The 25,809-nt window shown below is 54.1% G+C and carries 21 protein-coding genes; 6 read left to right on the forward strand and 15 right to left on the reverse strand.

The window, feature by feature from the left end:
* Nucleotides 1–570 precede the first annotated feature (570 nt).
* A complete protein-coding gene (locus POG22_RS16805; RefSeq protein ID WP_498906521.1) occupies nucleotides 571–2,040 on the forward strand; it encodes a Fic family protein in 1,470 nt (489 codons plus the stop codon).
* 219 nt (nucleotides 2,041–2,259) lie between these two features.
* A complete protein-coding gene (locus tag POG22_RS16810; RefSeq protein WP_498906523.1) occupies nucleotides 2,260–2,739 on the forward strand; it encodes a GNAT family N-acetyltransferase in 480 nt (159 codons plus the stop codon).
* Nucleotides 2,740–2,909: 170 nt separating this feature from the next.
* Here the strand turns inward: POG22_RS16810 and POG22_RS16815 are convergent, their stop codons facing one another.
* From POG22_RS16815 to POG22_RS16825, 3 genes are all read right to left on the reverse strand, one after another.
* Nucleotides 2,910–3,122 carry a hypothetical protein gene (locus POG22_RS16815; RefSeq protein ID WP_498906525.1) on the reverse strand — a complete coding sequence of 71 codons (213 nt, stop codon included), beginning with the start codon at nucleotides 3,120–3,122 and terminating at the stop codon, nucleotides 2,910–2,912.
* Between the two features lie 13 nt (nucleotides 3,123–3,135).
* The gene (locus tag POG22_RS16820; protein WP_498906527.1) at nucleotides 3,136–3,720 is read right to left on the reverse strand and encodes a Uma2 family endonuclease; all 585 of its coding nucleotides are present in this window, start codon (nucleotides 3,718–3,720) and stop codon (nucleotides 3,136–3,138) included.
* 71 nt (nucleotides 3,721–3,791) lie between these two features.
* On the reverse strand, nucleotides 3,792–4,199 hold the full coding sequence (locus POG22_RS16825) for a hypothetical protein (RefSeq protein WP_498906529.1): 408 nt from the start codon (nucleotides 4,197–4,199) through the stop codon (nucleotides 3,792–3,794).
* A 248-nt stretch (nucleotides 4,200–4,447) separates the two neighbouring features.
* Here POG22_RS16825 and POG22_RS16830 point away from each other — a divergent pair, with 248 nt between their 5' ends.
* Nucleotides 4,448–5,242 carry a DUF1350 family protein gene (locus tag POG22_RS16830; RefSeq protein ID WP_063715979.1) on the forward strand — a complete coding sequence of 265 codons (795 nt, stop codon included), beginning with the start codon at nucleotides 4,448–4,450 and terminating at the stop codon, nucleotides 5,240–5,242.
* A 56-nt stretch (nucleotides 5,243–5,298) separates the two neighbouring features.
* On the opposite strand, the gene POG22_RS16835 is transcribed toward POG22_RS16830, so the two are convergent.
* The 9 genes from POG22_RS16835 to POG22_RS16875 all read right to left on the reverse strand — a co-directional run bounded on the left by POG22_RS16835 (nucleotide 5,299) and on the right by POG22_RS16875 (nucleotide 12,745).
* On the reverse strand, nucleotides 5,299–6,249 hold the full coding sequence (locus POG22_RS16835; RefSeq protein ID WP_063715980.1) for a F0F1 ATP synthase subunit gamma: 951 nt from the start codon (nucleotides 6,247–6,249) through the stop codon (nucleotides 5,299–5,301).
* Between the two features lie 96 nt (nucleotides 6,250–6,345).
* Nucleotides 6,346–7,863 (reverse strand): F0F1 ATP synthase subunit alpha, encoded by a 1,518-nt coding sequence (atpA, locus tag POG22_RS16840; RefSeq protein WP_063715981.1) that lies wholly within the window; start codon nucleotides 7,861–7,863, stop codon nucleotides 6,346–6,348.
* 87 nt (nucleotides 7,864–7,950) lie between these two features.
* The gene (atpH, locus tag POG22_RS16845) at nucleotides 7,951–8,499 is read right to left on the reverse strand and encodes an ATP synthase F1 subunit delta (protein WP_498906532.1); all 549 of its coding nucleotides are present in this window, start codon (nucleotides 8,497–8,499) and stop codon (nucleotides 7,951–7,953) included.
* The gene (locus POG22_RS16850) at nucleotides 8,496–9,020 is read right to left on the reverse strand and encodes a F0F1 ATP synthase subunit B (protein ID WP_063715983.1); all 525 of its coding nucleotides are present in this window, start codon (nucleotides 9,018–9,020) and stop codon (nucleotides 8,496–8,498) included. Before POG22_RS16850 ends, atpH begins: the two co-directional genes overlap by 4 nt.
* Nucleotides 9,021–9,104: 84 nt before the next feature.
* Nucleotides 9,105–9,587: a F0F1 ATP synthase subunit B' gene (locus tag POG22_RS16855; protein WP_074170832.1), complete on the reverse strand. Its 483-nt coding sequence runs from the start codon at nucleotides 9,585–9,587 to the stop codon at nucleotides 9,105–9,107.
* A 90-nt stretch (nucleotides 9,588–9,677) separates the two neighbouring features.
* A complete protein-coding gene (atpE, locus tag POG22_RS16860; protein ID WP_063715992.1) occupies nucleotides 9,678–9,923 on the reverse strand; it encodes an ATP synthase F0 subunit C in 246 nt (81 codons plus the stop codon).
* 108 nt (nucleotides 9,924–10,031) lie between these two features.
* Nucleotides 10,032–10,775, reverse strand: a complete 744-nt coding sequence (gene atpB / locus POG22_RS16865; protein ID WP_063715984.1) for a F0F1 ATP synthase subunit A — start codon at nucleotides 10,773–10,775, stop codon at nucleotides 10,032–10,034.
* A gap of 27 nt (nucleotides 10,776–10,802) precedes the next feature.
* Nucleotides 10,803–11,333, reverse strand: coding sequence for an ATP synthase subunit I (locus POG22_RS16870; protein WP_082901409.1), 531 nt, complete (start codon nucleotides 11,331–11,333; stop codon nucleotides 10,803–10,805).
* 221 nt (nucleotides 11,334–11,554) lie between these two features.
* A complete protein-coding gene (locus POG22_RS16875; protein ID WP_063715985.1) occupies nucleotides 11,555–12,745 on the reverse strand; it encodes a class I SAM-dependent methyltransferase in 1,191 nt (396 codons plus the stop codon).
* 308 nt (nucleotides 12,746–13,053) lie between these two features.
* Here POG22_RS16875 and POG22_RS16880 point away from each other — a divergent pair, with 308 nt between their 5' ends.
* Nucleotides 13,054–15,750, forward strand: a complete 2,697-nt coding sequence (locus POG22_RS16880) for a phycobilisome rod-core linker polypeptide (RefSeq protein WP_063715986.1) — start codon at nucleotides 13,054–13,056, stop codon at nucleotides 15,748–15,750.
* A 296-nt stretch (nucleotides 15,751–16,046) separates the two neighbouring features.
* Here POG22_RS16880 and POG22_RS16885 read toward each other — a convergent pair whose 3' ends face one another.
* From POG22_RS16885 to POG22_RS16895, 3 genes are all read right to left on the reverse strand, one after another.
* A complete protein-coding gene (locus POG22_RS16885; protein WP_063715987.1) occupies nucleotides 16,047–16,421 on the reverse strand; it encodes a hypothetical protein in 375 nt (124 codons plus the stop codon).
* Between the two features lie 54 nt (nucleotides 16,422–16,475).
* Nucleotides 16,476–17,354: an ABC transporter permease gene (locus POG22_RS16890; protein WP_498906537.1), complete on the reverse strand. Its 879-nt coding sequence runs from the start codon at nucleotides 17,352–17,354 to the stop codon at nucleotides 16,476–16,478.
* A 136-nt stretch (nucleotides 17,355–17,490) separates the two neighbouring features.
* On the reverse strand, nucleotides 17,491–22,512 hold the full coding sequence (locus POG22_RS16895) for a choice-of-anchor I family protein (protein WP_498906539.1): 5,022 nt from the start codon (nucleotides 22,510–22,512) through the stop codon (nucleotides 17,491–17,493).
* 511 nt (nucleotides 22,513–23,023) lie between these two features.
* On the opposite strand from POG22_RS16895, the gene POG22_RS16900 reads away from it, so the two are divergent.
* Both POG22_RS16900 and tpiA read left to right on the forward strand, forming a co-directional pair.
* Complete coding sequence (locus tag POG22_RS16900) at nucleotides 23,024–24,256, forward strand: NAD(P)/FAD-dependent oxidoreductase (protein ID WP_498906541.1); 1,233 nt, start codon at nucleotides 23,024–23,026, stop codon at nucleotides 24,254–24,256.
* A 410-nt stretch (nucleotides 24,257–24,666) separates the two neighbouring features.
* Nucleotides 24,667–25,404, forward strand: coding sequence for a triose-phosphate isomerase (gene tpiA / locus POG22_RS16905; RefSeq protein WP_063715994.1), 738 nt, complete (start codon nucleotides 24,667–24,669; stop codon nucleotides 25,402–25,404).
* The last annotated feature ends 405 nt before the right edge of the window (nucleotides 25,405–25,809 follow it).

Below are 25,809 nucleotides of genomic sequence, written 5' to 3' on the forward strand. Positions count from 1 at the left end.
ATAATTTTGTCGAGAAATATTATTGTAACTTATAAAGTGGACGAGTTAAGTCAATTCAGATTTATACCTTGAGCAAGACGGCTTCTTGTTCATTTTCCACCCCCAGCTTTTGATAACTTTTTCAGCAAACCCTATTTATTGTCCCCTGTTTTTACACGCTGCTGCACCGTTCGGGGCGCAAGTCTACGCCGCGCTTGTCGCCTCTGATGCGGGAGGATTTGGGGGAGTCGGTGGTTGAGTTGGAGGGCGATCGTCAGCGTTGAGAATTCTAGAGGTCTTTGGGAAGGGGGATTATACTGAAGTCTTCCCCCTAATCACCCATGTAGGGGCGTTATACTGAAATCGTCCACCTAATCACCTCCAGGGGAGCGTTAGATGGAGTCTGTCTGCCTAATCTGCTTATATGGGGCGTTATGTGGAAAGTTTCCGTCTAATAAATTGTTAGACGTTCATCACTCACTCTGTCTAAACTAGAGAGCATATGCTCGTACATCTTCCGTAACTAACCAAATTGCTTTGGCAAGTGGGCGCTATACTGTTATGTCTATAAGTTGATTCAAAAGGCTCAATATGCAGTGGAAGCCAATTCAAGACCTACCAGATAACTGGCAAGACCTAGCTAATGCTGAATTGCCACCTCTTGTGACAGTCTGGAGCGAGCAAGCAGAGCGTCTTCGAAGCTCTGGCGAGTTCAAAACGTTTATTGAGAAACTACGTCGTGAAATAGCTATTGAAACAGGAATTATTGAACGTTTATACACGCTAGACCGTGGAATAACCCGTTTATTAATTGAACAGGGTATTAATGAATCTCTAATTCCACATGGAGCTACCGATCGCCCAATAGGACAAGTAATCGCCTTAATTCGAGATCAAGAGGCTGCTGTTGAAGGATTATTTGATTTTGTCGGCAGAAAAAGAACGCTATCAACTTTTTACATTAAGCAACTGCATCAGCTTTTGACTCAAAATCAAAATAGTACTGAGGCATTGATTCCGTCTACGGGAGAAATAATTAACATTCCTCTTATCAGTGGTGATTGGAAACAGCAGCCTAATAACCCAATGAGGAAAGATGGAACTATCTATGAATATTGCCCTCCTGAGCAGGTCGACTCAGAAATGGATAGGCTTATTCAACTTCATAATTTACATATTGAGCAGCAAGTACCTCCGGAGATAGAGTCTGCGTGGTTACATCATCGATTTACACAAATCCATCCATTTCAAGATGGTAATGGGCGCGTTGCGCGCTGTCTTGCTAACCTTGTGTTTATTCAAGCTGAGTGGTTCCCACTGGTAGTTACTCGTGATGATCGAGCTGCATACATCACTGCCTCTGAAGAGGCTGATCGAGGTGATTTATCATTCCTTATAAATTTATTTGCTAAGAGTCAGAAACAATCATTTATCCGTAGTCTTGGACTATCAGAGCAAATATTATCGGAGTCAAAACGAGCACAAGTTGTAATTGCTTCAGCTGTAGACAAGCTCAAACAAAACTTATCGGCGTCAGTTAAGGAACGTTGCGAGAAAGCTGAATCCTATGCTGATAAATTATTCACAGTCTCTTCGGAAAGACTGCAAGATATTTCTGAAGAAATTCAAATTTCCTTGGCAAACTTAGTTTCTGAAGCCCAAATCTTTACGGTTGAATCTCCATCTGATGACTCAAAGTCTCACTATCATCGTTATCAGATTGTAGAGACAGCAAAACAGTTAGGCTATTTTGCTAACCTTCGTCCTTATCATAGATGGATTCAGCTAGTAATTAGTCTAGGATCGTCAACAACAATGATCTTACTCTCTTTCCATGTGCTTGGCCATGAGTATAGAGGTCTACTCGTGTGTTCTGCATGTGCGTACCACAGAGATGATGCAGATGAAGGAGAGCGGAATATTAACGATATTCAAGCATTGACAGATTCACTTTTCCAGTTTTCATATGCAGATGACGAACATAGCGTTATTAAACGATTTCAAGATTGGCTAGAAGCAATAATTGTTACAGGCTTAGAGTACTGGAACAAAAGTTTATAATCCTGCCACCAGATTGTAAACTTACTCAAGCAATCATGTTTGGCGAAAATGTCTAACAATTCAAATGCAGCGGACGAGTCAAGATACTTAATTAGTAGCTTAAGGTAACCTAACGCCGCTGATTTGAGCCGTTAGGCAGCACATGCATCACCGGTCGCCGTGCAGCAGCCAGGATGAGGTATATGCTCGCAAGCGCTACCCGCATTAGGAGCCACCACAATGGAGAAGGTCACATTCCGTGAGGCGACGCTCGACGACGCCGACGCTTTATCGGATCTTATTCTTGAATCGCAGCGCCAATTCTGCTTCCACGAGTACACGGTCGAGGGGCAGGAACTGATGAACAGAGTATGCGGTAGGAAGGCTCTCCGGCACTATCTGGAGCGCGGTGATGTGTACTTCGTCGCGGAGAGCGAGGGGAGGATCGTTGGTGTCGCCGGGATTAGGGACAACACCCGTCTTGCCCACAATTTTGTAGATGCCAAATGGCATAGGCGAGGCATATCGAAGCGCCTGTGGAAGCTCGCCAGCGAAGAATGCTTGCGTCGTGGAAATCCAGGCTCTTTCGACTTGCGCGCTTCAACCTACGCGATACCGATCTATGAGAAGTGGGGCTTCGTCCAAACGGCTCCTACTAGCCAAGAGTGTGGAATTACATCCACACCGATGAAGCTGGAAGTGACAGCGAGATATGAGTGAGGCTCGGTGCGTCCAGTTCCTTGCAGCCGGACGCGTGCCGCCTAACATGACTGCTGGGGGTACAGACGATATCGACAACATATAGCCTCTTCATTGCTCAGATGGGGCGAGATGTTATCGGCTCTTTGACAGGATGGCATCAGATATTGATGTCTTTGTCCATAGCAGGACTATAGAAAAATGGTCTCACTGGTTTCGTCCAGTCGTCCTTCCACCGTCCCCGCCTCAACGCTGACGCGAGGAACCGTTGCAGGAACCTCCACCACTCCTTTCAAAAACGTCTCAGGCTCGGCAAATCCCTTGCGTTCTCCTGCCCAAACTTCCGCCGCCAGCAGCGACCCCACCACCATCAACCCAATCCAACTCAAACTTTTCAACCCCATCGTTCTCAACCCCTCAAAAAATCTCGTCCAACGCCAACACAAACCCCGGCAACACCGCATCTGCCGACACCGTCGCCGGATTCTCCAACACCGCCACCGCCGCCCCCGGCACGTACACCGCCACCTGCCGCAACATCGGATCGACGAGCCAACCCAACTGCGCCCCGTTCTCGATGTATTCCACCAGCTTGGCTTGCAACACCTCCCGCCGATCCGTCCGCGACCTCAACTCCACCACGAACGCCGGACACAGCGGCAAAAATCCCTCCCGTTCCCCCTCGCTTAACCCCTCCCACGTCGCACGGGGAATCCACGCCGCATCGGGCGATCGGTTGGCTCCGTTGGGCAAGCGAAACCCCGTCGAAGACTCGAACACCACCCCCAATCCCGTCTGGCGGTTCCACAATTCCAGTTGAAAGATAATACTCGTATTGCGCCGTCCCGTTTCTCCACCCGTCGGCGGCATAATGACTATCTCTCCGTTGGCGTTGCGTTCCAAGCGCAGGTCGCGATTCGCCGCGCACAGTTCGTAAAACTGCTCGTCGGATAGGGCGTATCGCTCCGGGGGGTGAAGCGTTAAAGGGAGTCGATCGTCCATCGATCTGTCCTCGCAACATCTCGCCTAAACTTTCCCATAGCTTAACCGCCTCCGACGGGCGTTTTCAGAACCTAACGACCCTCTCGATACAACTCCAACTTATGCGACCACTGCTCCACTAAATCCAAATTCTCCGTATCTCCCAACGCCGCGTAACCCTCCCGCGCCCGCTGCAACCACTCCTGCACCTCATCCAACTGCCCCGTCGCCGCCGCCACGTGCGCCAACCCCGACATCGCTTCCACTTCCTCCACGGCATTTCCCCGCGCCGCAGCCCAGTCTAACGCCACCGCGTACCGTTCCGGTACCGCCTCGTGCCAACCCACCTGCAAATACGCATCCGCCAGCCAGCGATGCATCACCACCGTCTCGCTTCCCGCCGCCACCCACGGCTCTAACGTGGCCATAACGTCCCACGCCAAACCCCCGTACCGCCAGTACTCATCCGCTAGCAGCAGCGCCGTCGCCGCTTCGCTCAACGCCTGCCCTTGAATCGGTTCGTCTTCTCAGCCGTAACCAAATCTCGATCGAGGCGATCGAACTCTCGCCGGTGAAGGGTTTGAGGACTTTTTTGCACCACTAAGGGGGACAATGTGATGGGGAGTCAGTGCGCTTCTTTCAGGGAAGAGGGAAGAGGGGGAGAAATTATCAACTGTTCCCCGTTCCCGATCGACTTTTAGTTAAAGTAAAGAAAGATTAACTCGACTTCAGATTTCAAACGCGAACCATGACAAACTGGGTTGCTGACTGGCAAGACGTAACCGGGAGTGCCGTTTTATTACCCGCCAACCCTCGGGGTATCGTTCATTTTCTCGGTGGGGCGTTCGTGGCAGCAGCGCCCCAGATTACCTATAAGTTTCTCCTCGAATTCCTCGCCCGTCAGCGTTACGTTGTCGTTGCAACGCCGTTTGTTAGTAACAGTCTCGACCACGCAGCCCTGGCGCAGTCGGCGTTACACAGCTTCGAGACGACGATCGATCGCCTCCTCGTCACCGGACGCCTGCGAAAGCGGTATCTCCCGGTTTACAGTGTCGGTCACAGTTTGGGATGCAAACTCCACCTGCTTATCGGCAGTTTGTTTTCTGTCGAACGGGCGGGTAACATTTCCATCGCCTATAACAACTATCCCGCTCGGCGATCGATTCCCTTTCTCGAACAACTTTCCAACCTCACGGAACTGGAATTTACCCCCACCCCCGACCAAACCCACGACCTCATCGCTCGGGAATACTGCGTGCGGCGAAACCTCCTCGTCCAGTTCAAAAACGACGATATCGACCAAACTTCACTGCTGCACGACATCTTACAGAAGCGATTTTCCTCGATGGTGACGTTACAAACCCTCAACGGAACTCACACCACTCCCATCGCCCAAGATGTGAATTGGCAAGTGGGCGAGGCGTTTTCGCCCCTCGACGCCGTGGGGCAATGGGTCAAACAAAGCGTTTACCGAGATCTCAACCGACTGATGCTAGAAATGATGCGTTGGCTCGACCCGACTGCTAAGGTGCGATCGACCTGATAACGAAAAACGCGCCCGGAGATCGGACGCGTTGGTGAGGTTCCATACAGTCGAACTTACGAGCTGAGGGCTTCCGCACCGCCGACAACTTCCAGAATTTCCTGGGTAATTGCCGCTTGACGAGCTTTGTTGTAAGACAGCGTTAACGTGCGAATCAGGTCGCTGGCGTTGTCGCTGGCGTTGTTCATCGCCGTCATCCGAGCGGCCAGTTCGCTGGCGGCCGCCTCTTGCAGCGCCCGAAGCAACTGGTTCGTCACGTACAGCGGCAACAGAGCCTCTAAAATCTGTACGGGATCTTGCTCGAAGATCATATCGCGGGGCAGTTCCGTGCGAGGCATCGGAGCGGATTCTCGCTGAACCTCAAATTCGCCGCCGCGCGTCGTCAGACGGAAGATTTCGTCGTCTTGAGGTGCCAAGCCCTGCGGGTCGAGGGGAAACAGCGTTTGGACGACGGGTTTCGAGCTAACGAGAGACACGAACTTGGTGTAAATCAACTCCACCCGCTGCACGGTTTCGGAGAGATACAACGCTTGCAGTTCGTCGTTAATCTGACCAGCTTCAGAAGCCGTGGGAATTTGCGAGAGATTAGAAAAGGTCGCGCTGATGGGTTGGTTGCGACGTTTGAAGTACTGAATTGCCTTACGACCGATGAGAACGTAAGTGAAGTCTTTCCCTTCACGTTTGAGTTCCTCGGCGCGCATTTCAGCCCGACGAATGACGTTGGTATTGTAGCCCCCGCACAGACCGCGATCGCCCGAGACGACGACGATGGCCGCCGTTTCGACTTCCTTCGACTGTAACAGAGGTAAATCCACGTCTTCAAATTGCAGGCGGCTTTGCAATCCATAGAGAACTTGCGCCAAAGCGTCGGCGAAGGGACGAGTTCCCATGACCTGTTCTTGGGCGCGACGAACCCGCGCAGCCGCCACGAGACGCATAGCCTCGGTGATTTTGCGCGTGTTTTTAACCGATTTAATGCGATCGCGAATCGCTTTGAGATTAGCCATAACGAAGAATTCAGAACGAGATGTGGCGAACGACGAATCGAGCGACGTTGTCGGTGTCGTTCTGACAGCGCAACGCCACTCGACTCTCGAGAGGGATTACGCAGACACCAAGAAGGATTGCTTGTATTCTGCGATCGCTTCTTCGAGCAGTTTGACAGCTTCCTCTTCCAGTTTCTTCGTCGATCGAATAATTTCGCCGTACTTGGGCTTGCTGGTCTGTAAGTACTCGCGCAGTCCTTGGGTAAAGTTCACCACTTTTTCCACGGGGATCTCGTCGAGCAAACCGTTGACGCCAGCGTAGACGATCGCCACCTGTTCTTCTAGGGGCAGCGGCGAGCTTTGAGGCTGTTTTAGAATTTCGCGCAGGCGCTTACCGCGAGCCAGTTGTTTCTGAGTCGCCGCGTCGAGATCGGACGCAAATTGCGAGAACGCCTCGAGTTCGTCGAACTGAGCCAGTTCGAGTTTCATCTTACCGGCCACTTTCTTAATGGCTTTGGTTTGCGCGGCCGAACCCACCCGAGACACGGAAATACCGGGGTTCACTGCCGGACGCTGACCGGAGTTGAACAAGTCCGAAGACAGGAAGATCTGACCGTCGGTAATCGAAATAACGTTGGTGGGGATGTACGCCGAAACGTCACCGGCTTGGGTTTCGATGATCGGCAGTGCCGTCATGCTACCGCCGCCGAGTTCGTCGTTGAGTTTCGCCGCCCGTTCCAACAAGCGAGAGTGGAGATAGAAGACATCGCCGGGATAGGCTTCACGACCGGGAGGACGACGCAGCAACAGCGACATTTGACGGTACGCTTGAGCCTGTTTGGAGAGGTCATCGTAGATAACCAGCGTGGCTTTTCCGTTGTACATAAAGTACTCAGCCATGCTCGCGCCGGTGTAAGGCGCCAAGTATTGCAGGGTTGCGGGGTCGCTGGCGTTGGCGGCGACGACGATGGTGTAATCCATCGCGCCCCGTTCTTCGAGGACGCCCACCACTTGCGCCACGGTAGAAGCTTTCTGACCGATCGCCACGTAGACGCAAATTACGTCTTCCGTCTTCTGATTGAGAATGGTATCGATGGCGATCGCGGTTTTACCGGTTTGACGGTCGCCGATGATCAGCTCCCGCTGGCCGCGGCCGACGGGAATCATGGCGTCGATGGCGGTAATCCCGGTTTGCAGGGGTTCGCAAACCGATTTCCGCTCGATGATACCGGGAGCGCCGGATTCGATGAGGCGGTTTTCGTTGGTGTCGAGCGGTCCTTTACCGTCGATGGGACGACCGAGGGCATCGACCACGCGGCCGACGAGGGCTTCGCCCACAGGAACCTGAGCGATTTTTCCGGTGGCGGTCACGGACGATCCTTCTTGAATGTGGATGCCGTCGCCCATCAACACTGCGCCGACGGTATCTTCTTCTAAGTTCAGGGCGATACCGATGGTGCCGTCTTCAAATTCCAACAGCTCGCCAGCCATGGTTTTTTCCAAACCATAGATGCGGGCGATGCCGTCGCCGACTTGCAGGACAGTACCGACGTTAGAGACTTGAATCTCCTGGTCGTATTCCTGAATTTGCTTTTGAATGATGCTGCTAATTTCGTCTGGTCTGATAGCTACCATTTTCTTGTCTCGTGCGTTGAACGGTTCTTGGTCGAGGCGGCCGTCGCGGGAGAACGACCCGTAGACGCTAAATGTCGCCGGTTGGCGTTAGCTCAAACTCAAGCTGAGGCGGCGCAACTGACCGCGCAAGCTGGCATCGAGAACTTGCGAGCCGACGCGAATGACGATACCGCCGATGAGGTCGGGGTCGAGTTCGAGTTCGAGTTCGACGTCGCTAGCCCCCGTGAAGGATTTCACCTTGTCGCGGATGGCGTCTTTTTGGCCGTCGGACAACTCGCCAGCCGAGGTGACTTCGGCCAGGACGATGTTCTTCAGTTGGCGCAACTGTGCTTGATAGTTTTGACAGATATCGTCGAGGAACAGGATGCGACCGCGATCGACGAGAAGCATTAGGAAGTTCAGTGTGTAGTTGTGTACGCTGTCCCCGGCGATTTGACGCAAAACGCTTTTCTTCGATTCGGCTTTGATGAGGGGGTTATCGAGGAACTGTTGTAACTCTTGGGAAGATTGCAACGCCTCGCGCAATGCGGCTACGTCTTCCCCCATGCGATCGACGAGATCGTGTTCCCGCGCGATCGACATCAACGCCTTGGCGTAAGGTTCGACGATTTCTGTCGCTGAAATGCCTTTTTTCATTCCTTACCTCCGATTAGGCTGATACTGCGATCGACGATTTGCTCGCGATCGTCGTCTGAGAGGCGCTCTTTCAGGTATTGCTGGGAACGCTCGAGAGCCAGGGCGATCGCTCGCTCTCTCAACTGTGCCGCAGCTCGGCTTTCGTCCGATTTGAGATCTTGGGCGGCGGCGGCTTTCAAGCGTTCGATGTCCGCCTGCGCCTCCGCTAAAATTTGCTCTCTAGCGGCTTTGGCGCGTTCTTCTGATTCCGCGCGGATTTGCTGAGCTTTGGCTTGAGCTTGTTCTAGGCGTTTTTGAGCGTCGGTCAGCTCTTGTTGAGCGTTGCTCGCTTGCTGTTCGGTTTCTCGAATTGCCGTTTCGATCTCACTGCGTCGTTCGCTGAGAATTTTTCCGAGAAACCCGCGCCCGAAGTAATACAGAATGCCGATGACGATGGCGAGGTTGATTAGGTTCGTGCTGAAAATATCTAAATTCACGCCGAAACCGCCCTCTGCTTCGGCAAGCCACAAAAAAGTCTCCATGATTCTTAACCCATAATCGCTTAACTGCTACGTGTTAACCCCGAGTAGGCTGACGACCGACGAAACGTCGTCCGCCGCCGCGTCTTAACTTTTGACGAGTTCGGAACCTAGGAGCTTTTCGAGAATTTGTCGGCTGAGCGCCTCGACCTGCTGCTCTAACTCGGCCATCGCCGCTTGCTTTTGCTGTTCGATTTCTGCCGCCGCTTTTTCTTTCGCTCGAATGGCTTCTTGTTGAGCGTCGGCGATCTCAGCGTTGGCAATTTTGCGAGCGTCTTCTCGGGCTGCCGCGATCGTGTCTTGGGCTTGTTTGCGAGTCGAAGCCAGCTCTTTATCGTACTGCTCGGCGAGCTGCTTGGCTTTCGCCAAACGCTCTCGGGCGTTCCGATCGGTGCTGCGGATGTAATCGTCTCGCTCGTCTAAAGCGTTGCTTAGGGGTTTGTAGAAAACCGCGTTCAAAATTGCGACTAAAATCAGAAACTGAACGGCCATCAAAGGCAGGGTCGCGTCGAAAGCGAACAGCCCCGCTTCTGTTGCCGTTTCAGTGGCTAGTACGATCGTCCAATGCATCGGGAATGCTTTACCCTCCTTACTGTAGTAAGGGGTCAGCCCGAGCGTTCTCCAGAACGGTCGCCTGACCCCTTTACGTCAACGAACTGTTTATGCGAAGGGGTTCGCAAACAGAAGCACGAGCGCGACCACGAGACCGTAGATGGTGAGTGCTTCCATGAATGCCAAGCTCAGCAGCAGCGTACCGCGAATTTTTCCTTCAGCTTCGGGTTGGCGGGCAATTCCTTCTACCGCTTGACCGGCAGCGTTACCTTGACCCACACCCGGGCCGATCGCAGCTAAACCGACAGCCAGACCAGCAGCAACAACGGAAGCAGCAGCAACCAAGGGTTCCATAGTTTTCTCCTTTTGAAAATCCAAAATGACGAATCAAACAACTCGAACAACACGCGGTCGTTCGGCTTCGAGGCTGAGTCTTGACGAACCCACCTCAGTTTTGGCGAGCTAGTCGTGCTCTCCATGTCCCTCCATCGCTTCGCCGATATAGGCAGCCGCGAGGGTGGCAAAAATTAGCGCCTGAATTGCGCTCGTAAACAGTCCCAACACCATAACCGGGAGGGGAACGAAAAGTGGCACCAGTAAAACCAAAACAGCCACCACGAGTTCGTCCGCTAAGATGTTACCAAAAAGACGGAAACTCAGGGATAGCGGTTTGGTGAAATCTTCCAAAATATTGATAGGAAGAAGAATCGGGGTCGGCTCGACGTATCGGGCAAAGTAACCTAAGCCTTTCTTGCTGATTCCCGCGTAAAAATACGCTAAGGAGGTCAGTAACGCCAGTGCCACGGTGGTATTGATATCGTTGGTCGGTGCGGCGAGTTCGCTGGCAGGTAGCTCGAAGAGCTTCCATGGAACTAGCGCCCCAGACCAGTTTGCCACGAAAATGAATAAAAATAGCGTTCCAACAAAGGGAACCCACGGGCGATACTCTTTTTCACCAATTTGGTTTTTCGCTAAATCGCGAATGAATTCCAAAGCGTACTCCATAAAATTTTGAAGTCCGCTGGGAATTCTTTGGATATTTCGAGTCGCTAAAACAGAGGCTATCACCAAAACGGCGATTACGAACCAAGAGGTCAGAAAAACTTGTCCGTGAAGTCTCAGGTTACCGATTTCCCAGTACCAATGTTGACCGACCTCCAAGCTCGCCAAGGGGAAAGCCTTAACGGTATTTAGTACGTCCAGCATTTTATTCGATCGATTGACAGGTTGCCTTTATGACTTCACGTCGGGGGCGAAAGTCGCAAACAAGACGTAAGTGACGATCGCGACTTTATAAGTCAGAAATCCCAAAAAAATTGGGAGAATCTGCAAGGAGTCTAGCTGAGTCGCCACGACGATCGGTCCGACGAACAGCCCCAGGCGCCCGTTGCCCAATTTTGCTTTCACACGTCCTAAGCGCTCGACGTCTCTGGCCAGCATCCTGAGATAAACGAGGCCGCACAGCGCGCCGAGGAGGTAGTTTAGGGCAACGTCCCGCGAGTAGACCAGCCATGCCGAACTAAAGATGATTCCTGCTAGCGCTAGGGTGACTGCAAACAGCCGAGTCTTGAATCGGTCGTACTCCGCGTTGGGATCGGCCGATTCAGTCGAAACTGATGTCGAAGCGGGTTCTGAAGCCGGGGCGTCCCGCTCGACTCGTGCCGGGGTCGATCGAGGATTAACGCTGCTGACCTCGACGTCCGATCGACGAAAGCGGGGAAATGTTGTCAAGGGAGTAATATCCTCTTGAAAACGAGGTTGCATAGGCGAAAACACCGACAACGGTTGCAGGCGAGAAAGAACGACTCCAACCCAATCTCGCGATCGCGAGACTCACTCGGGAGCAACAGACTGGCCTCGGGCTGACGAGAAGGAGAGTCTGGACGAATCCAAACCAGATGCAATCATATCACGGTGTGGTAACAATACTTAAAAAAAACGGAATCCCCGAAAACCGAGACTTCAACGTCGGTTTGATGCCGGTTTTAAGGGGTTTTTGGCGTCAGAACGACCAGTTGTCGTTCTTGGAGCGATCGCACGCGGTCGAGGTCGATTTCCACTTTTTCCAAAATTTCGCCAACGGTTCGATTTCCCTCTTCGCACTGCTGCATGAAAACCCACTCGATTTCTGAGAGTTCGACGATTTGATAGTTGTAGTCGAACAGCGATCGACTCGGCCACCCCTGCAAACAGGGATTGAGTTCGGCCACCGCCGCTTTGAGTGCTTCCTCGTCGTTCCACTCCCATCGCGGTAGTGGCGGACGACCGAGGAAAAATTCGTAATGGGTCAATTCGGGGTCGAGTAGTTCGATGGTGCGGTATAACTCGCGATCGCTCAACTGCGCCGCCCGTTGCATGAGTTCGGCGTCTTTTCCGAGGAGGCGATCGATTTGCCAGTACGCTGGATTGGAAAAGCCTAAAAACGTCAGTTCCGACGCGTCGATTAACTCGAACAGGGTTTCGATATTGTAATCGACCTCTTGCGGGTGCAAATACATATCGGCGAAGTTGGCGTCGCGGTGGTTCTCCAACGCCCAGCGTCGCCGGTCTTCCTGTACGATGCGGTTGTCTTCGGGTAAGGCGGCGAACAGCTTGCGCCCCAACCGCACCCCTTCTTTAAAATCGTCGCGGCGATCGCCCAACAACCGCGCCAAAGCTTGCTGCATTAAATAAATTTCCCGTCGTCCCAGTTCGGCATACACAAAAACGTGCATCAGTCCCCCCGGTGCCAGCTTCGCGGCCAGGGAGCGAATACCCGCGATCGGATCGGGTAAGTGATGCAGGACACCGACGCAATTAATGAGGTCGAACTCTCCCTCGAGGCGATGGGCTTCGTACAAACTTAAATGATGAAACTCGACGCGATCGGCTCCTGACTTTTGACAGCGTTCTCGCGCCACCGCCAACGCCCCCGCACTCAAATCGATTCCCGTAACTTGGGCTTGAGGGTTTAAATGCACCAAATATTCTGTTCCCACGCCCGTCCCGCAACCCGCATCTAAAATCCGCACCGCCTGACGCTCCGGTTTGCGCCCCGTACAGAAGTTATAGGCGGCGACCCAGTTCCAACGCCAGTTATAACCCGGTGGCGGTTCGTCGAGCAGTGGTTCTGGAGGAAACGGGTAAGTATCGTAAAGCCGTCCGACGGCAGCGCTAATCTCGGAATTGAGGGCCATAAATCCTTGAAACTACTGAGGTCGAGGGAGTCGAGCGGCATCACTGGCGAGAGCCAGACCGAGCGAAACGTTACAAAACTTTGCGTTTTCTCATTTAGATCCTTGCGATCCTTTATGATGTCGCGGTAATTAGGATATTCACGCCTGAAGTTCCCCGAGGCGTTTTGATACATATCTTAACAACGCGAAGCACCATAAAACAGAAACGTCCCATGCGGACAACAATAATAGGATAGGTAGAAGCGAACGGCCGTTCGCCCCCCTACCCGACTTCCTTCCAAGCCCTGTCGTTTTTATAGAAGTAGCGAATGAGTGTTAAGGCAAGTGGCGGCACGACCCTCGTGCGCCAACAAATTTTCCGAACCGTTCCCGTTTCGACGATCTCCCAAGCCGAACAGCAAGATCGCTATCTGGGGCGGAACGAGCTAGGCGAGTTAGACACCTTTTTCAAATCCGGCACGAAGCGGGTCGAAATCGCCCAAATTCTCACAGCCAAATCAGATTTAATCGTCTCTCGGGCGGCGAACCGCATTTTTACCGGCGGTTCTCCCATGTCCTTCTTGGAAAAGCCCCCCGAACCGGAACCGGCTATGGCGACGGCCGGTCAGTCTCAATCGAGCGCTTTGCAAAGCGTCTCCTTTGCTGAAGAAGATTCTGGTATCTTCGCGGGGGTGAAAAACCTCTTCTTCACCCCCAGCAGCGGCCCGACACCTCCTGGGTTCCGGTCGATCAACGTGGCTCGCTACGGCCCGGCCAACATGACGAAATCCCTGCGGGATTTGAGCTGGTTCTTGCGGTACGTGACCTATGCGATCGTAGCCGGCGACCCCAACATCATCTCGGTGAACGTGCGGGGTCTGCGAGAAATCATCGAAAACGCCTGCTCGTCGGCGGCGACGGTGGTGGCACTACAGGAAATGAAAGCGGCCTCGGCGGGTTACTTCCGTCAAGATGCAGAGGCCAGCGACATCGTCAAACAATACTTCGATGTATTGCTGAAGGAATTCGACGCCCCCACCCCCTCGGACAAACTGCGCCAGCGTCCCTCGAGCGACCAGCAAGGGTTGAAACTGCCGCAAATTTACGCCGAGGCTGCCGAAGCGCGATCGAAATTCGCCATGAAGCCGGGAATGTCCTTCCGCGAGAAAGAGGACATCGTCAAAGCGGCTTACCGTCAAGTCTTCGAGCGCGACATCGTTCGCGCCTACAGCCAAGGGATTTCTTACCTGGAATCTCAGGTGAAGAACGGCGAGATTTCCATGAAGGAATTCGTGCGCCGACTCTGCAAAACCCCGTTGTATCGCAAGCAGTTCGTCGAGCCGTTCATCAACAGCCGCGCCCTCGAACTGGCGTTCCGTCACATTCTCGGACGCGCCCCGTCTTCTCGCGAAGAGGTGCAACAGTACTTCGCCGTTGTCTCTGAAGGCGGCTGGGCTGCCCTCGTAGACGCTCTGGTGGATTCCCAAGAATACGCAGACTACTTCGGCGAAGAAACCGTTCCCTACCTGCGCGGATTGGGACAAGAAGCCCAAGAATGCCGCAACTGGGGCGCTCAGTTCGACCTGTTCAAATACAGCGCTCCGTTCCGCAAAGTGCCGCAGTTCATCACCCTGTACGCGGACTACGTGCGGCCGCTGCCCGATCGCCATCCGTACGGCGTGGGCAACGACCCCCTCGAAATCCAGTTCGGCGCGATTTTCCCCAAAGAAACGCGATCGCCCAAGAACGCGCCGGCGCCGTTTGGCAAAGACACCCGCCGCATCCTCATCCGTCGCGGTGCGGGTATCGACAACCAACTGAGCAACCCCGGCGCTCGGGGCAAACAACCCGGCTCTCTCGGACCGAAAGTGTTCAAGATGTCTCCGGTTCCCAGCTTCACCACGGGCAACGGCAGCAGCGTCAAATACGCCGAAAGCTCTACCCAAGCGATTATCAAAGCCGCCTACCGTCAGGTCTTCGGCCGCGAGGTTTACGAAGGACAGCGGTTGTCGGTGGCGGAAATTCGCCTGGAAAACGGCGAAATCACCATGCGGGAGTTTATTCGGGAAATCGCTAAATCTGAAGCTTTCCGCAAGCAATACTGGACGTCGCTGTACGTGTGTAAGGCGATCGAATATATCCACCGCCGTCTGTTGGGTCGTCCCACCTACGGCCGTCAGGAGATGAACGCCTACTTCGATCTCTGTGCCAAGAAAGGCTTCTACGCCCTCGTAGACACGCTGATCGACAGCCCCGAATACGCGGAGTCGTTCGGCGAGGATACCGTGCCTTACGAGCGCTATTTGACCCCGGCCGGTCAAGCTCTGCGCTCCTTGCGTCCGAGTACTCTCGGTGACAAGGGCATCGTGGTCAAACCCGAACCCGAGGAACCTCGGTTCGTGCAACTCGGAACGCCGAGCAACAACCTACGCACCGAACCGGATCTCGAATTCCGCGCCTCGCAAGGGGTCAGCCCGCAGCGCCAGCAAACCAAGGTGTTCAAGCTCACCAGCGCCATCGACAAGGTTCAGGTGCAAACGGTGGTTCGTGCGGCGTACCGTCAAATCTTCGAGCGAGACATCGAGCCTTACGTCACCAAGCGCGAATTTACGGAACTCGAAAGCAAGCTGAGCAACCGCGAAATCAACCTCAAAGAGTTTATCGAAGGGTTGGGTTGCTCGGAACTGTATATCCGCGAGTTCTACACGCCTTATCCCAACACTAAGGTCATCGAGTTGGGTACTAAGCACTTTTTGGGTCGCGCTCCCCTCAATCAAGCCGAAATTCGCAAGTACAACCAAATTTTGGCGGCTGAAGGGATTCGTGGGTTCGTCAGTGCGATGGTCAACAGCCCGGAATACATCGAGGCGTTTGGTGAAGATATCGTGCCGTACCGTCGTTTCCCGACGCTTCCGGCAGCGAACTTCCCCAACACGGAACGTCTGTACAATCAACTGACGAAGCAAAACAGCGATTTGGTGGTGCCGAGTTTTACACCTGCAACGCCGTTTGGCATCAATTCTTAGCAGGGGTTCGGCATCTATCGCCCCGAAATCCGAAGAGATCGCGTTAGCGTGAGGGGACGAGTCGGGTGAGGGCTTGTCCCCTCTCCTCATGGGGAGAAAATCGTGGTAAACCTACGATCGCAGTCCGACAGGTTGCCATCAGGGTGCATTGAAACAATACTCGGGGAGCGGTCTCTGGGATTGAGGAACGGCTGACTTGTCGCGGTGCGATCGCCTCGGATTTCCGAAGTCGATTAAAAAGGGCGTCCTTTGACGGGACGCCCTTCCTGTTGCAAGCTGTGATGCGATCGCGGTTTTTATTGCATCTCAACGGTATCGGCCGGTTCGGGAGAGGCCGGGTTTTGCTGGCGAATGAGTTGCAACTGGCGATCGCGAAAGCTTTGGGCGGCGTCGTCGAGTTCGGCCTCTTGTCCGGCGACAAACTCGTCGAAGGTCATTTCCGATCCCATGTTGGCGCGGTGGATGATGTCGAACATATTCAAGCCACCTTCTCCTTCAAACTGACTGCGATCGCCGGTGTTGGCGTCGTCAGCAAAGGGGTCGTTAGAAATGGGTTCGTTGTAAGTATTGACTTCTGTTTGAGCGTAGGCGCTTAAAGGAACGGTGAATCCGAGTGCGCCCAACGCGATCGCGCTTCCCCACACCACGCGAACGAACCATAAAGATTTCATCGACAAACTTTCCTCAAACAACGTTAGTTAGCTCTATTTTACGCTGGAGAAAACTCAGGCGAAGCGACGGCGCAACAGCGGTGCGATCGCGGCTAAGGCGACCCCAGCAAATCCCGCGAGGACGAGAACCGCCGCCCCAAACGTCACGTTACCAAAGGGCGCGTGCATGACGACGCTACCCAACCCCCAGTTGTCGTGAAGGTAGAGATAACGAATCGGTTCGATGGCGTAGCTGAGGGGATTCAAACTGGCCACCCACTGCAACCAAACCGGCATGAACGACAGCGGTGCCAACGCCGTACTCGCAAACAACAGCGGTAAATTGGTTACGAAAATGGCGGCGATCAGTTCCACGTGACCCGGAAGGGCAAACGCTAACCCCAAACTCAACCCCGTTACTGCCAGAATCAGTAACAATAGGACGACGGAGATCGCTCCCAAACCCACGAAATCGGGAAATCCAGCCCCCATGAACGCACCGGCGATTAAAATGGCGGCCGTTTGCAGCAAACTCAGGGAGACGATATAAATCGCCGAGGCGGTTACGATCGAAAACCGCGTTGAAAGGGGCGCTACCAGCAGACGGTTGAGGAATCCGAACTCGCGATCGAACATCACGGGAAGTCCGGCGTTGAGCGCCCCAGCAAACGCTGTAAACACGATGACGCCAGCCCCTAAAAATTCCAGATAGTTCTGACTTTCTTCAAACAGTCCCTCGGGAGCGTTCTGAAACAGCGCCCCGAACAGAACCAGCCACATTAACGGTTGGATAATCCCCGCCATCAACGTCGCCGGACGCCGTTGCAGTTGGATGAACAGCCGACGGGTGAGGGCGGTGGTTTCTTGCAGGAAGTCGCCGACGAGATTTCTCGACTCGATTTCAGCGATCGCCGATCGCCCGTTGGCTCGAGTTGGCGTAACAGTCGTACTCATAAGATGAAAAAATCGATGACTGCGGTATCTTGATATTTTGTATCGATTTACTAATTTTAACGGGAAAAGCCAGAACCCCGGAATCTGGGAAACTCCGAGGTTCTGCTCGTGGTTAGGTCGCGATCGCTCGTCGTGCTTACACGAAGCTGGCCTCGTTCGTCATCACCTCAAACGGCGATGCGTCCTCAGTCAAACCGTCGCTGAGAACGGGGGCGTCGGTGAAGTCCGTCACCGAGGCGATCGCCTCTCCAGATGAAACGGGTTCGATCGCCTCAAACGTCGTGCGGCTGCGACTGCGACGAGAGGGTGCGTTTTCCGATCCCTCCGCCTCGTTAATCAAGACGACCAACTGTGCGAAAATATCCTCACTTCCCGCTTCCCGTAACAGCGCAGTCAACTCACGTACGCTCGATCCCGTCAGCGGATCGAACACCGCATCCGATCGCTGGCTGAGAATTTGAATACGCGTATCCTCAGATGGAGACGTTTCTGCTTGAGTAAACGGTTCGCTGGCGATGAGAAACTCCGCCAACGCGTCCTGTTCCGACCCCGGATCGGCAGCCGTCGCCGACCCCGGATCGCTGAGAACTTCCGGTAAATCCACCACGTTGGCAAATCCCGAATTCGCCTCGATAAAATCAGGGAACGGATAACTATCGCCCCCGCCAGCCAAGAAGTTCAGCGTAACGATGCGAATTGGACGGTTGGCATCGCCAAAAATTTCACCGCCGAGAACCACCGGATCGACGATCTCGCCGCTTTCGTTTGTAATCGCCAACGACTGCACTCGTTCTCCGGCGGGTAAACTCGCGTCGAAACTAAACGAGATCCCTCCAACTTGCGGGAACTGTCCCGGCGTCGCCCCCGGTTCGGTTTCTGAAACGCCGTGTTCGATAACTGCCTTAAGCTGTTCGGCGGTCAGCGTTAACAAGGTCAATTCGTTGTTAAACCGCAGCGTGTTTTCGATGTCCAACTGGGAAATTTGCCCCGTTTGCTTGCCCGAAAGGGGGTTTTCTTGCGGGGGAACCAGGTCCCCGGAATCTCCCACCACTTCGCCGATCGCGGCACGAATTCCCCCGCCGTTTTTAATCGACACCTGCACCGTCGGGTCGAACTGTTGCGCCACGAACAAGTTAGCATCGGCGGTGAGGTTGCCCAGGGTCGTTTCTTCGGTCCGAACTTTTTCCCGACGCCCTTCGATAAATACCGTTGTATCGCCGAAAATATCTTGGTCTTTCGACGTAACGACCCCTTGTACGGAATCGGTGAGGGTTTTCACCGTACCGCCTTTGGTTCCGGTAGCGAAGGGATCGCGTCCGGGGGCGACTTGGTTCCAAACCTCGGTTACACCCTGGCTGTCGGTGGCGAAAGCACCGCTTTGGTTGGGGTCGATGCTGCTGGGAATCAGAACGCCGTTGTTGTCGAACTCCACCACCAAACGACCCACGTAGGAGTATTCGCCGTCGGTACTGACGATCGCCGCCGGTTCGCCGTCGGCGTTGGTGGTGATGAAGGGATAGGGACTGACCCCCGCTTCGTCGCCCGGACGCAGGCGATCGCTCGGACTGGCGACGATGGTATCGGAACCACCGGCGATCGCGACGTCTACACCCCGCAACAGCGGTACGAGTTCCTGTTCGAGTTGGAACTGCTGTAAGTGGCTGACCGTGACGATTTTGTTGATGCCTTGGGCGAGTAGGCTGTCGATAGTCGGTTGCAGGACGTTCGCCAACGCCGCCATGTCGTTGGATGCCGACCCCACCACCGTTACGTCTCCCGTGGAGGAGATGCTTTCGACCAGCGGTGTCGTTGCGCCGACGACACCGATGCGATCGCCGTTGCGTTCGATAATCGTCGCGGGGGCAAATTTGGGAGCGTCGGCAGCAGCGTCTAGATCGCTTGGCGTAGAGGCGAACGCTGTATTCGGCAGAATCTCGTTAGTCGCCAACCCACCTAAGTTACTGTTGGAAAAGTCTAGGTTCGCGCTGAGATAGGGGAATTGAGCGCCCAACCAACGCACGTCACCGAAGCTGTCGCCGCGAATGTCAGTTCCGACGATGTCTTCGATGGTGCTGGTTCCAGCATCGAATTCGTGGTTCCCCACTGCCGAAGCATCGAACCCGATGACGTTCATGTTCGTCACGTCGAGGCGTCCGACCCCTTCGCGGATGTTGTCGAGTTCGACGCCAAAGAAGTCGCTGTAGACCTGTTGTAAGGTGTCGCGAATCGAAGAATCTCCCGCAGCGGAGAAGAACGGCCCGGGGATGTAGTTGTCTCCGGCTGAGAGGGCGATCGAATTAATTCCCTGGTTGGTGGCGTCGATTTCTAATCCTTCGACCACCGCCGCGAAGTTGGGGGCGTCTTGAATGGCGTCAACCCCACCTTCGAGGTCGGAAGCGTGGAGAATTTGCCATTTGTTCGACGCTGGGGGTGGTGTCGTGCCGCCTTCGGGGGTAATTTCAAACAACGTCGTCGAACCGCTCACTTCGTTCCCCACTGCCAAGAACGGATTGCCGTTGGGACTGTCGCTAGCGGAGATGAATTTGATGCCTTCGGGGGCGACGTCGTTGTTGGGATTGTCAGTAAAGTCGGTGTTGGTAGCGTATTGAACGAAGGACGGGGCGGCAGGATTTGTCACGTCGTAGACCATGATGCCGCCGATGCGTTCTAAGCCGATGAAGGCGTAGGTACGACCGTCGATGACGCCGACATCGACACCTTCGGGTTCGGGGCCTTTGTCGTCGCTGCGATTGTCGAAGCTGTCGATCGTCCCTTGAGAGTTGAACGCTTGGGGAACCAGTTGTGCGGTGAGGCGTTCGAGTTCGTTGCCGCTATCGTAAACCAGGTTGCCGAATTCGTCCCAGATGGAGAACGATCGCGCCCCGTAGCTGTAGATGCGATCGAAATCTCCATCGCCATCGGTATCGCCGAGAGTCGTCGTCGTATTCAACCGTCCCAAATTCGCTTCGACTTGTAAGTCGGCAGCGTTGGGAAACGCTGTCGGGTCGAGGGTCAAATCTGCAACCCGCGCTTCTTCGCTGAAGCCGTCGTAATCCCTCGCATCTCCTTCGTTTGCCCCGATGTAGTAAGTGTTGCCGTTGACTTCAAACGAGGCGATACCGTCGGGTTGGAACATCCCCAAGGTCGGCCAGTTTTGAATATCGATCGCACCGTCTTCGTTGCTGGCGTCGAAAGCGTTGTTACTACCGAGATCGATGAGTCCTAACACCACGGGGACGGGGTTCGGGTTGAGAGGAACCGTTCCATCTACAGGAATCGGGTCGTCGATTAAACCGAAGTCGTTGTCGTTGAGTACTGCCAACCGTCCGTCGGGAAGCAGAGTCAAGCCTTCGGGTTTGTCCCCTGCTAAATAGCTGATCGAGGGCAGGTTGGTCACTTTGGTTTTGTTGACCGTTTGAATGCCCAAACTCGCCAGTTCGTCGGCGGTGAGTTGTTCGAGGGTTCGACCGGCAGGAACCTGCGGCGCACCGGGCGCGAGGAGGTTCGTCGCGCCGTTTAAGTCGAACTCGAAGATGAATTTCTTCGCGGTGGGATCGGTCGCGGCATCCCGTTCGATCGCGAAGAATTTGCCGTCTCCGGTGTAGACAGCATCGCCAATTTTATCGACTCGTCCGCCGGAACGGAAATCGGGGTCTTCGAGGAGGTAAACGTATTCGGCGACGGGGTTGCCGGAGGTGGGGTCGATGCCCAGAATGCGAATGGTTTGGGAACTATCGGAGGCGGCGCGATCGGGATTGGCCAGCGGGGTTTGAATGAAGCCGTAGAGAATGCCGGAGTCGCTGTCGAGGGCGATCGCTTCAAAGCCTCGGTTGGGGCGGCGGTTGCTGTATTCTGCCGGAAGGGTTTCGCTACCGAAGGTTCCGGCGGCTTCTCCAGCCAGTGCGCCCGTTCCTTGGGGGACGAAGCGATCGATTAGCGTCCCGTTGGCGTCGAAGTGCCAGATGGCAGGGCGGTACTCGTCCACCATCCAAAACGTGCCGTCTGGGGCGATGAGAACGCCTTCGAGGTCGGCACCGAGGGAATCGTATTCGAGGAGGTTTCCTAGTAAATCGACGGGTTCTTCGTCCACGCCGGGAATGTTCGGCAGTCCGGTGATGGGGGTGGTTCCGTCTTGTCGGACGAGAGGAATTTCGCCGGTGAGGGAGATCGCCCCCGTGGTGGGATTTAACTCGAAGTTGACGATGCGGGCTTGGTAGTCGGGGAGGACGAAAGGCCGCTCGTTTGCGCCGTCGCCGTCTACGTCGGTGGGTTCGCCGTTAGGGCCGCGATCGGGAACCGTAACGAATTGCAGGTTTCCTTCAGGACTGGTTCCGCTGTACCACAGTCCCGACAGTCCTCCGAGGAGAATGGTTTGACCGCCCGGTGTCGTACCGAGAGGCGGTAGTTCGGGAAAGTTGAATTGTTGAAGCGTGGGCGTTCCCCGGCTGTGGTCTTTGAAGCCCAGGGGAAGGACATCTTCGACGGTGGAACTGGCAATATCGACAACGGCAAAGGCGTTGTTTTCTTGTAAAGCAACGAAGGCTTTGTTACCTGTCGGGGAAACGGCAATATATTCGGGTTCGAGATCTTGGGCAACGCTAGCGTTAGGGCCGAAGATGCGAACGCCTTTGTCTCGCAGTTCTGCCAAACGACTGTTAAAGGCTTGGAAATCGGCAGTGCTGACGGTGGCGTTTTCGACTCCGGCACTAATATCGATAATGCTGATGGAACCTTCGGGATCGATCGTGTATTCGTCGTTGGGTTCGCCTTCGTTGGCGACGAGAACCCGCGTTCCGTCGGGAGTGAACGTCACCATGTCGGGCAGTGCGCCCACGGTTACGCTGTTGAGTAAGTTTCCGTTCACGTCGTAAAAGGCGACGAGTCCGGGGGCTTGGGTGTCGGCGTTTTCAATGGCAACGGCGACAATACCGTTAGCCACGGCGACGCTGTTGGCTCCTGCTCCTAGGGCAGTCGCGTCGATGTCGAATAGTTTGGTGGGATTGCTAGGCGTGCTGATGTCGAGAACGTCCACCGAGGCGCTGTTGGCGTTCACGACGAACAGACGTTGGGTCGCCGGATCGTGGGCAACAATTTCTGCTGCGCTTTCGTCGATAATTCCGGTTCGGAACGTACCGATCGCCTTGAGTTCGATAGCCATAATTTTGTGTCTGACCCCTCACATAAACCGCAATAACGGGCATTGCTTCTTTTGGTGCGCCTACGCTCGCGGAGGGGCTGTGTGCGGAACCTATGTCCGCACCGACGTTCTCTCCGATGCAAGCTCACAGAGCTGCGTCGGCTTTGACCTGTAAGCCCCGTCCGTGCGACGGCGCTCTGTCGCACCACATAAATCGCCCACAGCAGATTCTCATAAAGGAATTAAGATCGGTGTATGTCGAGTTTAATTATTGGTTAATAAAAGATTGTTTTTTGACTTATAAAAACAGTTTTTAAAGAAAAAGTAGAGCTAAATATAATTTTTTTATTTTAAATATTTATGTTAATTTGTATAATTAAACACGAAAAAATAAATCGATTCATTAAATAAATATAGTAAAATAAGTATAAACAAGCCAGGCAGATTGAAATTTCCCAATCGCCGTTTTAATTTAGGGTTGAGGGACAAGAGATCGCTTCTCGACCGCACATCCACCATTTTCTGAGTGTCGATGACGCCCTACCGCGACATCTCTTCTACACCGTCTTTTAACCCATCTCGCCGACGACCGCGTCTCTGCATTCTCGGCGGTGGATTTGGGGGATCGTACGTGGCGTTAAACGTACGTCTGCGTCACTGGGACGTCGTTCTCGTCGATCGCTGCGATCGCTTTGTCTTCACTCCCCTGTTGTACGAACGCCTCACCGACGAACTGCAAACTTGGGAAATCGCGCCGACGTACCGCCAACTGCTGCGACATACATCGGTTCAGTTTTGCCAAGATCGCGTCGAAGCCATCGACCTCGATCGGCGTCGCGTGACGTTGCGCGATCGGGGAATTCTCGACTACGACGCTCTCGTCCTCGCCCTCGGCGTTGTGGGAACTCGTCCCCCTGACGATGGCGTTCTCGGCTTCCGAACCCTCGACAACGCTCAACAACTCGACGCCAAACTCCGCGATCTCGAAGCCTCTGGACATATTCCGATTCGAGTTTCGGTTATTGGAGGCGGGCCGAGTGGTATCGAACTCGCTTGTAAACTCGCCGACCGCTTGGGACGACGCGGTGAAGTTCGACTGCTCGATCGCGGCGATCGCATCCTTCCTCAATTTACCCGTGCCACCCGGCGATCGGTGAGAAACGCCCTCGATCGCCGCCAGGTTCGCCTCAGCCTGAAAACCAACGTCACTGAAATTGGCAACGCGCACCTCACCATCGAACAAAAAACCGAACAGAACCTTGAATCGACGACGATTCCCAGCGATCTCGTGGTGTGGACGGCGGGAACCCGAAGCCACCCCCTCAGTCAAACTTTAGCGTGCGATCGCGACGAGAGAGGGCGGTTAATCGTCGAACCGACGTTACAGTTAAAAGGGCGATCGGAAGTATTCGTTCTCGGAGACATGGCGGCGATACGCGATCGGACTGGACGTTCTGTTCCCACCACCGCGCAGGCGGCGTACCAACAAGCTAGATGCGTGGCGAAAAACCTGCAAGCCCAGACGAAAAATCGCCCGCTGCGTCGTTTTCGATACTGGCATTTAGGCGAAATGATGACGTTAGGGAAACACAACGGCGTCACTCACAGTTTTGGAATTCACCTCGATGGGGCGTTGGGAAATTTCGTCCGACGCCTCGTTTATTTACAACGCCTTCCGACGCTGCGTCACAGTTTGCGAGTGTTGTGGCATCGGTTGACTGTCGCGATATCTCAGTTAAGCTCGAGATATCGCAGTCCCAAATGAGTCGTCAAAAATTAAAACACCAGAAGAAATCCGATTCCCGGTTCCCGATTCTCCGTTCCCGATTCCCCGTTCCCCGTTCCCAATTTTGTCACACAACTGATTTAGGGTTGCCATAGTATCGATCGGCGATCGCTATGGGTTAGCTTGAAACTGGCTAAAAATTGAGGAACTCTTAAGAAAAACGACCCCGATCGCAACACAAATATATTGAAAATCCGAAGTTTTTAAGTGCCATTTCAAATCGATTTTAAAGAATTTTAAATAGGCGATCGCGGAACGGGCGATCGCACCACGTCTCGAAAGATTAAATCGCACTGGCAATCGTTCCCTATCCTGGGTTTGACGTAAAGCCTCCGTAGGGCTAAGCTAAAGGGTGCTTTGTCGTGTCGTGGAGAGTATCATTGTCACCCGTGCGGAAAATCGTCCTGGCTGGTAACTGGAAAATGCACAAAACCCAGGCGGAAGCCCTGGAGTTTTTGAAGGGGTTCTTACCGCAACTCGAAGACACCCCAGACGAGCGAGACGTCATCCTGTGCGTTCCCTTCATGGCGCTGGGGACGCTCTCGAAAAACTTGCACGGCGGACGAGTAAGACTGGGCGCTCAAAACGTCCACTGGGAAGACAGCGGCGCGTTTACGGGGGAAGTCTCGGCTCCGATGTTAACCGAAGTTGGTGTCGATTACGTCGTCGTCGGCCACAGCGAACGTCGCGAGTATTTTGGCGAAACGGACGAAACGGTTAACAAGCGACTGAAAGCAGCGCAGGCGCACGGTTTGACGCCGATTCTCTGTGTGGGCGAAACCAAGGCGCAACGGGATGCGGGAGAAACGGAAGCGCACATCTTCTCGCAACTCGAGAAGGATCTCGTGGGGATCGACCAAAGCAAGTTGATTATTGCTTACGAGCCGATTTGGGCGATCGGAACGGGAGATACTTGCGAAGCGAAAGAAGCCAACCGCGTTATCGGCTTAATTCGCTCGAAACTCAGCCATGCAGACGTTCCAATTCAATACGGCGGTTCTGTGAAGCCGAGTAACGTCGATGAAATTATGGCACAACCGGAAATCGACGGCGCTCTCGTCGGAGGTGCGAGTTTGGAACCCGACAGCTTCGCGCGAATCGTCAACTACCAAGATTCGTCGCAGTGATCCAACCATAGCCAATAGGCTTGGTTGGTGGTGAAGCGGCGGTGAGTTTCGGTGCATCCCCTGAACAATGCGATAGCGAGAGAAGGGGATAGCGCCGAAACGAACAAACTGGTAAAATTGCCTGACCGGAAACGGTCTTTAAGATCCTACTTTAAGATCCTAAGGGTATGGTTCGGAACACCCGAAAAACCCGTGGTGGAGGTAAACCACAAAATCGCCAGTTGGTGTTGTCAAGAGAATTTGATTCTCGCTTATGTCTGCGGCGGGGCGCATCGTGGACGTTAAACAAACAGCCTGTGAAGGCGTTCTGACCGGGGGTATTCGGGCTGGCTCGTTTATCTAGGCATGAGCCAGTGAAACAGGAATCTCCGACCATATCCGCTAGGGTTGGGGGGAGAGCGTCAA

Origin of the sequence: Geitlerinema sp. CS-897, assembly GCF_028368005.1 — a bacterium.
GTDB lineage: Bacteria > Cyanobacteriota > Cyanobacteriia > Cyanobacteriales > Geitlerinemataceae > Baaleninema > Baaleninema simplex.

Excerpts from the sequence above, each read along its gene's own strand:
- POG22_RS16870 (WP_082901409.1), bottom strand. The coding sequence starts at position 11,333 with ATGCAACCTCGTTTTCAAGAGGATATTACTCCCTTGACAACATTTCCC.
- POG22_RS16890 (WP_498906537.1), bottom strand. The coding sequence starts at position 17,354 with ATGAGTACGACTGTTACGCCAACTCGAGCCAACGGGCGATCGGCGATC.
- POG22_RS16830 (WP_063715979.1), top strand. The coding sequence starts at position 4,448 with ATGACAAACTGGGTTGCTGACTGGCAAGACGTAACCGGGAGTGCCGTT.
- POG22_RS16900 (WP_498906541.1), top strand. The coding sequence starts at position 23,024 with ATGACGCCCTACCGCGACATCTCTTCTACACCGTCTTTTAACCCATCT.
- POG22_RS16810 (WP_498906523.1), top strand. The coding sequence starts at position 2,260 with ATGGAGAAGGTCACATTCCGTGAGGCGACGCTCGACGACGCCGACGCT.
- POG22_RS16805 (WP_498906521.1), top strand. The coding sequence starts at position 571 with ATGCAGTGGAAGCCAATTCAAGACCTACCAGATAACTGGCAAGACCTA.
- atpH (WP_498906532.1), bottom strand. The coding sequence starts at position 8,499 with ATGAAAAAAGGCATTTCAGCGACAGAAATCGTCGAACCTTACGCCAAG.
- atpE (WP_063715992.1), bottom strand. The coding sequence starts at position 9,923 with ATGGAACCCTTGGTTGCTGCTGCTTCCGTTGTTGCTGCTGGTCTGGCT.
- POG22_RS16855 (WP_074170832.1), bottom strand. The coding sequence starts at position 9,587 with ATGCATTGGACGATCGTACTAGCCACTGAAACGGCAACAGAAGCGGGG.
- atpB (WP_063715984.1), bottom strand. The coding sequence starts at position 10,775 with ATGCTGGACGTACTAAATACCGTTAAGGCTTTCCCCTTGGCGAGCTTG.
- atpA (WP_063715981.1), bottom strand. The coding sequence starts at position 7,863 with ATGGTAGCTATCAGACCAGACGAAATTAGCAGCATCATTCAAAAGCAA.
- POG22_RS16885 (WP_063715987.1), bottom strand. The coding sequence starts at position 16,421 with ATGAAATCTTTATGGTTCGTTCGCGTGGTGTGGGGAAGCGCGATCGCG.
- POG22_RS16820 (WP_498906527.1), bottom strand. The coding sequence starts at position 3,720 with ATGGACGATCGACTCCCTTTAACGCTTCACCCCCCGGAGCGATACGCC.
- POG22_RS16815 (WP_498906525.1), bottom strand. The coding sequence starts at position 3,122 with ATGGGGTTGAAAAGTTTGAGTTGGATTGGGTTGATGGTGGTGGGGTCG.
- POG22_RS16895 (WP_498906539.1), bottom strand. The coding sequence starts at position 22,512 with ATGGCTATCGAACTCAAGGCGATCGGTACGTTCCGAACCGGAATTATC.
- POG22_RS16835 (WP_063715980.1), bottom strand. The coding sequence starts at position 6,249 with ATGGCTAATCTCAAAGCGATTCGCGATCGCATTAAATCGGTTAAAAAC.
- POG22_RS16875 (WP_063715985.1), bottom strand. The coding sequence starts at position 12,745 with ATGGCCCTCAATTCCGAGATTAGCGCTGCCGTCGGACGGCTTTACGAT.
- POG22_RS16880 (WP_063715986.1), top strand. The coding sequence starts at position 13,054 with ATGAGTGTTAAGGCAAGTGGCGGCACGACCCTCGTGCGCCAACAAATT.
- POG22_RS16850 (WP_063715983.1), bottom strand. The coding sequence starts at position 9,020 with ATGGAGACTTTTTTGTGGCTTGCCGAAGCAGAGGGCGGTTTCGGCGTG.